Source organism: Streptococcus mobilis (assembly GCF_059727625.1).
In genome coordinates, this window is the sequence record NZ_AP041823.1 from 1,522,789 (window position 1) to 1,533,607 (window position 10,819).

Sequence of the window (10,819 nt, forward strand, 5' to 3'; positions counted from 1 at the left end):
TAAGTAATTTCTACTGCTCAAAAGTTCTCTTTAGAGCATCCGTTTTTGTATAAAAAATTGTATCCGACAACTATTCAAGGGCGCTAGCACCTGCAACGATTTCGGTAATTTCTTGTGTAATCGCTGCTTGACGAGCACGGTTGTATTGAATCGTTAATTCATCAATGACTTTCTTGGCATTGTCTGTTGCAGTTTGCATGGCCATCATCCCCGCAGCATTTTCAGCTGTTTTAGCATCAATAATGGCACCATAGATCATGCTTTCAGCAAATTGAGGGAGCAATTGATCCAAAATGGCATCTCGACTAGATTCCAATTCTAGATTCAATACATAATCCTCATCTGCTTCATTGGGGTCCAAATCAATAATCGGAAGCATCTGTTCTACCCGCATTTGACTAGTCAAACTGTTGACGTGATGGTTGTAACAGACGTACAACTCATCAAACAAGCCTTCCTGATACATTTGGACTGTTTTCGAAATGATCGTACGAACTTCCTTAAAGCTAGGTTGATCAGGCAAACCACGCAATTCATAAACCGGCTGAATCCCACGGGCACGGAAGAAATCCGCACCGACACTTCCAATACAGATCACTTCAAAGTCATCTCCAGTTGGATGGTATTCTGCCTTCATTTCCATCATAGTTTTAAGGATGGAGGCATTGTAGCCTCCGACCAAACCACGATCAGATGTAATCACGATATAAGCTGTCTTATTTACCGGCCGACTCACCAACATAGGATGGGATTTGGCATTTTCTGTTTCATGTCCATGGAGCAAGTCTGTTAGTAACTTACGTACCTTAGCGGCATAAACCTGAAAATCCTTGGCTGCTTGCTCAGATTTCCCGAGTTTAGCAGCAGACACCATCTGCATAGCATTGGTAATTTGACTGGTATTTTTAGTGGATGCAATTTTATTTTTTATATCATTTAATGAAACTGCCATCTTCCACTCCTATTTCTATTTGAAATTTGACTGGTTGACAAATTCTGTAAGGGCTGCATCCAGTTCTTCTTCTGCTGGAAGATCATGTGTCGAACGAATCGTCTCAAAGATTTGGTTATAATGTGCTTCAAAGTAATCAAACAACTCTTCTTGGAAACGAAGAATATCGTCTACTGGAACACTATCTAAGAAACCATGAGTCAAGGCATACAAGATCACGACTTGTTTTTCAACTGTCAATGGTTCATGAACAGGTTGTTTCAAGACTTCAACTGTTCGGCGACCACGGTTCAATTTCGCTTGAGTCGCAGCATCCAAGTCACTACCAAATTTCGTGAAGGCTTCCAATTCACGGTATGAAGCGAGGTCGATACGAAGAGTACCCGCAACTTTCTTCATAGCCTTGATTTGGGCAGCTCCCCCTACACGGGATACAGAAGAACCTGCATCAATGGCCGGACGAATACCAGCATTGAACAAACTATCTTGCAAGAAGATTTGTCCATCTGTGATCGAAATCACGTTGGTTGCGATATAAGCAGAAATATCTCCTGCTTGGGTTTCAATGATTGGAAGAGCTGTAATAGAGCCACCACCCAATTCATCTGAAACTTTAGCTGAACGTTCCAACAAACGGCTGTGGAGATAGAAGACATCCCCTGGGAAGGCTTCACGTCCTGGTGGACGACGAAGAAGAAGGGACAATTCACGGTAGGCTACGGCTTGTTTTGACAAATCATCATAGACGATCAAAACGTGTTTACCGTTATACATGAACTCTTCTGCCATGGCAACCCCGGCATAAGGTGCCAAGTAGAGCAATGGAGACGGTTGGGAAGCCGAAGCGGTTACCACAATCGTATAATCCATGGCTCCGTATTTACGAAGAGTTTCTACTTGCGTACGAACTGTTGATTCTTTTTGACCAATCGCCACATAGATACAGATCATGTCTTGACCCTTTTGGTTCAAGATGGTATCGATGGCAATCGAAGTTTTCCCTGTTTGACGGTCCCCGATAATCAATTCCCGTTGGCCACGTCCGATTGGAACGAGGGCATCAATGGCTTTCAAACCAGTTTGTAGGGGTTCTGAGACAGATTTCCGTTGCATAACACCAGGAGCTGGTGTTTCAACTGGACGGAATTTATCTGTCACAATCTCACCCAAACCATCTACTGGTTGGCCAAGTGGGTTGACAACCCGACCAATCAAGGCATCCCCTGCAGGGACTTCCATGATTTTACCTGTACGACGGACAGAGTCTCCTTCACGAATATCCGTGAAATCACCCAAGATGATGATACCGACATCCGTTGTCTCTAAGTTTTGGGCCATCCCGTATGAGCCATTTTCAAAGATCAACAACTCACCACTCATGGCATTTTCAAGACCATGAGCACGGGCAATCCCGTCACCAATGTAGGTTACAACACCTGTCTCAGTGACGTCAAAGTTTGGCTTGAAATTTTCAATTTGTTGCTTAATTAAAGCGCTGATTTCTTGTGCGTTAATCGCCAAAATTCACACCACTTTCTATTTCAATTTAGATTTTATAACTTGCAATTGGTGTTTGAGACTGGTATCCAACGTTTTATGATTGGCTGTCACGACAAAGCCACCAATTAAATCTGGATCGATCTTTTGTTGGATCGAGCGAACTTGAATCCCAAATTTTCTTTCGATAATGGGGATTAGCTTTTGCTCTTGAACAGGATCCAAACCAGCAACCGTCGTAACAGTGACGACAAAAGCGTTGCTCAACAGTTGAATCTGATCCAAACAAATCGTTACAATGTCATAAAATAAGGCTTCACGATGATTGAGAATAACCACTTCAATCAAATGGTCGAGTAATTGTGAATCCGAGGGTTGAAAAAGTCTGAGACTTTTTGCTTTCTCTTCATCCTCTACACCGATATGAGCTAAGAAGTTAGCAAGTCCAGTCTCTTCAAAAATACCCTTGATTTGAGTCAATTTTTCAAAGACTAGGTCTTGTTCTCCTTTTTCAAAGACCAATTGAACAAAAGGCTGGGTATATTTCTCAATCACCATCAGTTGCTTTTTGTCCATTAGGCTTCTCCTAATTCATCAAGATAGCGATCGATCAGTTGGCGTTGACCTTCAGCATCCAGCTGTTGGCTCAACAATTTGCTGGCAAGATTGACAGTGAGATCTGCCACATCACCTTTGATACTGTTCAATGCTTCTTCTTTGTTATGCGCAATTTCTTGTTGCGCTTTTTCTTTCAAACGTACTGCTTCTTGAGTGGCTTCTGAAAGGATCTGAGATTTATTCTTTTCTGCAGTTTCCTTTGCATTTTCGACGATAGACGCAGCTTCTTTGCGGCTACCTGCCAACTCTTCTTCACGTTTACTTGCTAGTTCCTCAGCTTTTTGACGAGCTGATTCTGCTCCATCAATATCATCTGTAATCTTTTTGGCACGCGCTTCTAAAATTCCATTGATATTGTTCCATGCAAATTTCTTTATTAAAAAGATTAATAATAGGAAGGAACCAGCAATGAGAATAAAGTTACCAATAATTTCACTCATTGATACATGCATTCTTCTACTCCTCCTCTACTTACTCTTCACCATTAATTTTCTTACCAATATAAATTGATGACAACATGGTAAACACATAGGCTTGGATACATGAAATGAAAATCGAAAACGCTGTCCACGCCATGCTTCCAATAAAGGCAAATGGATACCAATAAACAGCTTGATGCGACAAAGTCACAAGCAAGCTTGCTAGTACCTCACCCGCAAAGATATTTCCGAAGATCCGAAGTGCCAAGGAGGCAAAGTTCGTTAATTCTTCCAAAATATTCATGGGGGTCATAAATCCGGGTGTCACAAAAGCCTTTAAATATTCCTTCACACCACGTCTGCGAATTCCTTCTACATGGGCGATTAAGGTGATCAAAAATGAAAAGGCAAAGTCATAACCCAGGTTAGCGGTTGGTGATGTCCACAAATTGTAACCATTGGTCGTTTCGATTTTAGCCATCAATCCAATGTTATTGGCTACTAAAAGAAAGAGGAAAAGAACAAACAAGAACAAGGAATAGTCCTTTATGTAATGTTCCCCAATATTTCCTTTTGTAAAGCCTACGACAAAGTCATATGCGTATTCCAGCACATTTTGTTTGCCTTTTGGTCGGATCGACATTTTTCGACTGGCCCAATAAATGAAGCCAAAAACGGCGAAAACAGAAATCAGGGTCATAGCAAGTAGGGTCAAATTAAAAGATACAGGTCCAAGAGTAATCGTTGGATTGATACTTTCTTCCAAGGTTTGACACCTCCTTTTCTAAAATAGAAGCGTCTATTTGATAATAAAGGCCATAACCAAGGTTACGAAGAAAGTACCTTCGACAAAGGCAACACCAAGAATCAAGAGGCTACGCAATTGACCGATAATTTCTGGTTGACGAGACGCAGATTTCAATAAGCTACTCATCATCAAACCTTCTGCCAGTGATACACCAAAACAGGCTAAACAAAGACCTAAAAATGTTAAATTCATGATGAATTCTCCTTTTATAAATTTTACCTCCTTAGTTTACTCCTAAAAGATATAATAGTCAAATATTTCCTATAAAAGTAAGCGTTTTAGTGAAATTACGTTATTTTTTTAATATGATAATTTTTCCTATCTACGATTGATTTCTTTTAATTTTTAGTCGCTTTGTCCACCTCTATTCATTTTTTCTTCTAAAAAACTCTCACCTGCTCAGCAGATGAGAGAATTCGATTATTTAAAGATAGACGTTTTGAAACTGTCTGTTTGTTGCAGTAATTTCTTAAAGATTTTTTCTTTCAAGGCAAGGGTATTGTCAAATTTGACAGAACCATTCTTCAAACTGGCCTGATCTTTTTCAACCGCAGTTGCAAAGGCTTGTTTTAAGTCCTCATAAGAGCTATAAGTAGTCCCATCCACTTCAATAGCCTGAAGTCCATTTTTGGCACTGGTTACCACTTCATTGAAGTAGGCTTTCTTCCAGTCTTCAAGTGTACTGAATTTCCCATCAGAAATCTTTTGAATGATGTAATCATCCCCTAGAGTCGCATGACCTGCTTGTTTGGATTCTTGTTTATACTTGTTTGAAGCATAGCCTAAGAAGCCTTTTTCATAGCCATAGTAACCCCAGAGTCTGAAGGTATTGTGTTTGAAGGACATGGCTCCAGGAGCCCCTTCACTGGTGTTTCCACCATAGATCCCTGTCATCATCGGTACCGTCACATAGGCGGAGCCAAAGTCAGATGGATTATAGACTCCATTTCCAGGACTACGATTGGTCATGAAGTTGTTGGTGATGAGATCATCTACTGAATGTAAGGTGATCGCTTTTTCCTCATCGCTCAAAGGACGTACCTTATCAAATTGATTCTTGGTGTTAGCCCCTCGGTATTGTTTATCAACCTTCTTGAACCATGCATTGTTCAAGTCTTGACTGCCTTTGTTGAGGACAGCTTCTCCTTCTAGGTAATCCAGAAGCATGAGGGTGTCGTTATAGCCTTTCATATACCGATCAATTTCGTCACGTGACTTCAAATCATTTGGATTGGTATTGTACCATTGGTTCCCATCATTTGGACGTTCATAGGCCATGTTGATACCTAAGGCCTTGTATTCCCCATTTGGATTGGATACGGATGGCGTTTGTAACATGCCTTGGGCAAAGGCTTCGATATCGGTTCCTTCTCGGTGTCTCCAACCACCTAAGTATACCATGCGGTCATTGACGTGCGTTGTTTCGTGGGTAAAGGCAGAGACCCCAAAGTCACTGATCATATCGGTCACCATGAAGAAAACAGAGTCGTCTTTATATGGGTTTCCGTAAATTCGCGCCACAGCTCCCATGCGCCAATCTGTCGCATGGTAACGATCGGTTGGACCATACAATTCACGGATTGGAGCGACATCTTTGCCACTGTTGGTATGGCCGTAACGGTCTGTACTAATGCCCTTGTAGTTTTGGTTATCAAGGACAGGGGTCGGCACCATATTATTGCTCTTCAAGAGTTGATTGCGAACCTTATCCGTTGCTAGACGTGACCAGAAATCGAGATAATTTTGTTGCCCTTTCGCCACCTTGTCAATTTCCGCTTTGAAGGCATTCCGCTCTGCTTCCGTGTTCTTACCATATTTCTCGAAGGAACTATAAGCCATGGTATTGTATGTTGAAATCAAGAACATATGGGCATCTTTTAAGTTCAAGAGTGGCAAGATCATTTTACCGTGAACATCATTGTTTAAGCCCTCATAGGCTCTATGCTTAGCAGATGCGAAAGCTGGATTGGTCGTCTCAGGCTCCACAATATAGACATTGTCTTTGGTTGCTTTAATGAACCAATCATTCAAGTCTGTCTCTTTTGTGAAGAGCTCCATATTGTACTTCAAGAAGTCATTTAGGTTCCCAGAAAGAGTCGATTTAGCCACGACTTCTCGGAAGGCATCGTGGGTACGAGTCCCTTTGATGTAGTCTTCTTTTGAACCAATTTCAATCAAGCGGTCTAAGACATCAACATTCTTCCCATAGAAATCTGGCTTGAACAACATGAGCTGTTTGAGATTGACATCATCGAACTTCACTCCATAATAGCGATTGAGGTATGACAAACCAAGAAGAACAGCGGCCTTGTTGTCATCAACTTTCTTGATAAGGGCCCGTTTGGCAGCCTCATCTGTATTTAATTGATGATCTTGGTTTTCAACTAGTTGTTTGACAAAGTGAGTCAGATTATCCTTGACTGCTTGGAAGCTTTCTTCAAGGTAAAGGTTCTTAATGGCATTGACTTTGTTAGGACCTGTTCGACCAAGATGTGTGTAGATTGGATCTGATTGTAATTCGACAGGGCTTAATTTTTCAACGATCGCACCAATGAGATCGCTCCGGTCTTTGTCCACCATATTTGGCGTATAGACCACTTCACCGAGCTCCGCCACACTGTACTCTTTGACTTGTTTGACTTTAGACTCTTTCGGTGAAATGCTAAAGATATCTTTTGTCTTATCGGCATAATGGATCAGGATGTGATCAGCATCAGCTAGTTCAGTAACAAAATCATTGCCCTTCATAGCAGTCACAGACAAGACTTCCTTGGTCAAGAGAGGACTCGTTGCAGCCAATTTATTCCCTTGGTCGACAATCCATTCTTTGTTGTAGAATGGTTGCAATTTAGCAATATTGCGGTAAGCTAGCTCACGAGTCGCATCGTAAGCAGTGATAGCCTTGTATTGATCGTCTTTGCTAACAAGGTGATTGAGCGTATCTTCAATTGGTTTCCTGCTGGTGAATTTATCAGCAGTGATTCCCATTGCTTCAATCTTCTGCTCAGCTTCTGCCAGCGAGATGCTAGGGATTTTACGGGAGTTGTTAAAGGTTTTCTTCCCTTCACTCACGCCTTCCACACTGTAATTGCGCTTGGTTCTTGAATAGGTGAAATAATCATCTGCGTCGATATCCGAGTGTCCGAAGACCATCTCACCAGTTTTGACTTTCATCATGGTGATGTTGTCTTCAATAGCACCCAAGGCCCAGTTGGTCCCCAGTAACCCACCAGATTGAACAGCTTCTTTCAGTTCAATTGAACCTTTAGCAACTGAATTTCTGAGAACCCCTTCTTTACCTACTGTGTGGTTATTTCCACCATTTTGAGAGGAATAAGCCAAACCTGCAGCTTTGGCTTTATTCCCAGTGATTTCAGCATCAACGTAAGCTTTTTCTACGACACCCTTCCAGTTCTCACCAACAACACCCGCTAGATAGCCACCTTTGTTCCCAGCAGCGTGCAGTTTCCCGATAAAGGCGACATTACTTACTTTCCCACTGCCATCAATTTTATTGACGATCCCTGCTACGTCATTGTTCCCAACAACACTTCCTGTTACTTTAACATTCTCGACAGTTGCATTATTTTTGATAACACCTGCTATTGGGGCTACTCGATCTGTCCCAGGTAGGTCAATATTGACATTTTCAAGCAAGAGATTCTTAACCGAGCCACCTTCGATGTTCCCAAATAATGGTCTTGTAATGTTATGGATGGCAAATTTATTTCCATTCGTACTTTCCAAAATTCCCTTGAAGGCATTGGTCACATAGGATTTCCCTACTGGCTGGACATTAGCCGCATTCATATTGCTACCCAGTTTAAAGGTACCAGTCGGATTGGCTTGCATAGCTTTTACAAGTTCGTTGAAATTGTAGTAGACATCCCCTTCATGAGCTTTGGGTTTTGCAATATAGTGGACATAGTCCTCACTAAACTGGTTGTCCGCAGTCCGTTGAATGAGATCAGGAGCTTTGGCTGTTACTTTGTAGAGGGTCACGCCATCTACCGTTACTTCTTCAATTTTATCAACGGCTAGTTTTGTAACCTTATTATCATAGGTAGTGACCTTTAAGTAGTAAGGCTTCACATCTGATGGTGTTTCAGACAAGAGGCTGCTATCGGTCTCAAGACCTTGGTCATCCACGCTAATCAGACTGGTTTCCTTGATGTTTTTGATTTCAACTTTTTTAAGATCAATTCTCAGTGGTTTTTCCTTGAGAACTTCTTCTTCATCCCCATTTCCACGGTCATACACCATGGTCGTTGCGAGCGTATAATCCTTGTAGTAGTCCAAGTCCGCTAAAGCAGCTGCCAAGTCCGTCTCTGAAAGGGTCAGGGTTTTCACCACTTGATCACCCTTCTTCAATACAGCCTGGATGGACTTGATGGTCACACCGTCTGGTTTATCCAAATGATAAGTAGCTTTAGCACTGCGCTTCAATTCTTCCTTATCGACCTGGGTCAAAGTTAAGGTAGGCTTATCAAGTTCTTTGGTCCCTTGTTGAATGATCTGATCTTGGGCTTGTTCTACTACTTCTTCAGAAATTGTAGGAGCATCCGTTGTTTTGACACCTTTAATGGTCTTATAGACCTTGGTGATTTTTTTCTTCCCATTTTTACCGACTTGAGAAACCCTTTCGGTTCCTTTTAGCAAGGTAACATCTTGTTCGGTTACCGTCTTAAATGGAATTTCTTCAAACGAAACATCCTCTGTTTGGCCTTCAATCGCCTTAGTCCCACGACTAATTTTTTCTGTCACAGGAGCTTTTACCGTTTCAGTGGTCGTACTGAGAGGCTCGCCAATCTTCTCACCATTGACCGTCTTATAAACTCGACGAATCTCCTGGCTACCAGCCTCGCCTTTCTGAAGGAGGCTTTCTTCATCGGTGTAACGATTGGCGTCCGTTACATACTCTGTTTCATATGGAAGGATTACCGTTTCTGTCTCTGTTACCGTCCCTTCCGTTACTTGATAGGTTGGGTTCTCCGGTTGAATAGGGGCTTCGCCGACATGGCCTTCTTCTTGTGTCCCTTTAGCTTCCACCACACCTGTATAGGCTGGGTTCTCTGGTTGAACAGGGGCTTCGCCGACATGGCCTTCTTCCTGTGTTCCCTTGGATTCTACTACACCTGTATAGGTTGGGTTCTCCGGTTGAACAGGAGCTTCGCCGACATGGCCTTCTTCCTGTGTTCCCTTAGCTTCCACCACACCTGTATAGGCTGGGTTCTCTGGTTGAACAGGAGCTTCGCCGATATGGCCTTCTTCCTGTGTTCCTTTATCTTCCACCACACCTGTATAGGTTGGCTTCTCCGGTTGAACAGGAGCTTCACCGACATGACCTTCTTCTTGTGTCCCCTTAGCCGTTACAACTGGAGAAGGATTGGGTTGAGGGGTTGGTTGGGCATCTTCTTTTGTCCCAACAGCAAGAATTTGTGAAACTGGTTCTTTAGTGACCTTGCTTTCAACGACTCTGCGAACTTCTTGTCCATCTACCACACTCACTTCTGTCAATAGGGTCCGCTCCCCATTTTGACCAGCAGTCAGCACCTTGGTTTGCCCTTTAGGTAATGTAGGATCAGCTTGTTTGACAGTTTCAAATGGCACAGGCTCAGTAGAGACTTCCAGGCTTGGTTTTTCAACTTGAGGAAAGGCTGGAGAGACTTCTGGGGTCACACGAGCTTGTGCTTCCACTTGTGGAATACCTGTACTTGTTTTGATCGTTCCTTCTACAGAAGGTTTCGTTTCCTGCATAGCCTTTGGCTCTCGTAAGCTCGTCTTTTGGACTGACGGGTAGCGCAGATAACCAATATAGTCATAACCGTCAATTTGAATCACGCCATTTGCAAGATCTTTGCTCGATGCGATCGCAAGATCCTGATTATAGGCGCGCAAAACTTGATTTTGTAGGGCTGCGACTTCAACTGGAAGTAGAAGACTTTGTCCCATGGCTCCAATCAAAAGGACGCCCATGACCTTCTTCCGGTGCTTTTTAGAGAGTAAGAGGACCGCAAAGGAAGCTGTGGCTAGACTTAGCCCAAAAAGGGCGACTTCCTGACTTCCTGTTTGAGGAAGAACCGACTGAATTGCTTCCTTCTTCTTATAGACGAGATAGAAAGTATCTTCATTTTGATACTCTTCAGGGATTGCATGAATCACCTGTGCTTTTTCTTCAGCAGTCAGCTCTTCTTCTGTCACATATCCTAAGTGAACATGAGCAGGTAGAGTCATCTGATCAGCTTGGACAGGACGAGCTCCTAACAAGCTTCCTCCTAATAAAAAGGCTCCAATGGCCACCGGACCAACACCGACAGTTAATTTCCGAATCGAATATTTGGTCATTTTTTCAAACGTTTGTTTCGCTTTTTTCATCCTAAAATTCCTATATAGTAATATTTAACCCTCGAGCAGGGACCTGATTATTTTTAGAGAGGATGGGATCCTTTCCAGAAATAAGAACCTTCCCGGGATTTTTTACCTTTACCTATCTTATCTTTTTTCTTCTATTTTAGCAAGCTCTAA

At 42.5% G+C, this 10,819-nt stretch carries 7 protein-coding genes; all 7 read right to left on the reverse strand.

All coding sequences use genetic code 11. From position 1 onward, the window contains the following. Positions 1–70 precede the first annotated feature (70 nt). On the reverse strand, positions 71–952 hold the full coding sequence (locus tag AC6IZR_RS07280) for a F0F1 ATP synthase subunit gamma (RefSeq protein ID WP_201036914.1): 882 nt from the start codon (positions 950–952) through the stop codon (positions 71–73). 15 nt (positions 953–967) lie between these two features. After that, positions 968–2,473, reverse strand: a complete 1,506-nt coding sequence (gene atpA, locus AC6IZR_RS07285; RefSeq protein WP_003006447.1) for a F0F1 ATP synthase subunit alpha — start codon at positions 2,471–2,473, stop codon at positions 968–970. Between the two features lie 15 nt (positions 2,474–2,488). After that, positions 2,489–3,025: a F0F1 ATP synthase subunit delta gene (locus tag AC6IZR_RS07290; RefSeq protein WP_024055549.1), complete on the reverse strand. Its 537-nt coding sequence runs from the start codon at positions 3,023–3,025 to the stop codon at positions 2,489–2,491. Then, a complete protein-coding gene (gene atpF, locus AC6IZR_RS07295; RefSeq protein WP_004219970.1) occupies positions 3,025–3,519 on the reverse strand; it encodes a F0F1 ATP synthase subunit B in 495 nt (164 codons plus the stop codon). The genes AC6IZR_RS07290 and atpF overlap by 1 nt, the downstream gene beginning before the upstream one ends. Before the next feature lie 19 nt (positions 3,520–3,538). Next, positions 3,539–4,252 carry a F0F1 ATP synthase subunit A gene (atpB, locus tag AC6IZR_RS07300; RefSeq protein ID WP_024055550.1) on the reverse strand — a complete coding sequence of 238 codons (714 nt, stop codon included), beginning with the start codon at positions 4,250–4,252 and terminating at the stop codon, positions 3,539–3,541. Between the two features lie 33 nt (positions 4,253–4,285). Further along, the gene (locus AC6IZR_RS07305) at positions 4,286–4,486 is read right to left on the reverse strand and encodes a F0F1 ATP synthase subunit C (protein ID WP_003006433.1); all 201 of its coding nucleotides are present in this window, start codon (positions 4,484–4,486) and stop codon (positions 4,286–4,288) included. A gap of 228 nt (positions 4,487–4,714) precedes the next feature. Further along, positions 4,715–10,669, reverse strand: coding sequence for a ZmpA/ZmpB/ZmpC family metallo-endopeptidase (locus tag AC6IZR_RS07310; protein ID WP_497848364.1), 5,955 nt, complete (start codon positions 10,667–10,669; stop codon positions 4,715–4,717). Between the last annotated feature and the right edge of the window lie 150 nt (positions 10,670–10,819).

What these genes read in the sequence shown, in the direction of transcription:
- AC6IZR_RS07280 (WP_201036914.1), bottom strand. Translation starts at nt 952, where the DNA reads ATGGCAGTTTCATTAAATGATATAAAAAATAAAATTGCATCCACTAAA.
- AC6IZR_RS07290 (WP_024055549.1), bottom strand. Translation starts at nt 3,025, where the DNA reads ATGGACAAAAAGCAACTGATGGTGATTGAGAAATATACCCAGCCTTTT.
- atpF (WP_004219970.1), bottom strand. Translation starts at nt 3,519, where the DNA reads ATGCATGTATCAATGAGTGAAATTATTGGTAACTTTATTCTCATTGCT.
- AC6IZR_RS07305 (WP_003006433.1), bottom strand. Translation starts at nt 4,486, where the DNA reads ATGAATTTAACATTTTTAGGTCTTTGTTTAGCCTGTTTTGGTGTATCA.
- AC6IZR_RS07310 (WP_497848364.1), bottom strand. Translation starts at nt 10,669, where the DNA reads ATGAAAAAAGCGAAACAAACGTTTGAAAAAATGACCAAATATTCGATT.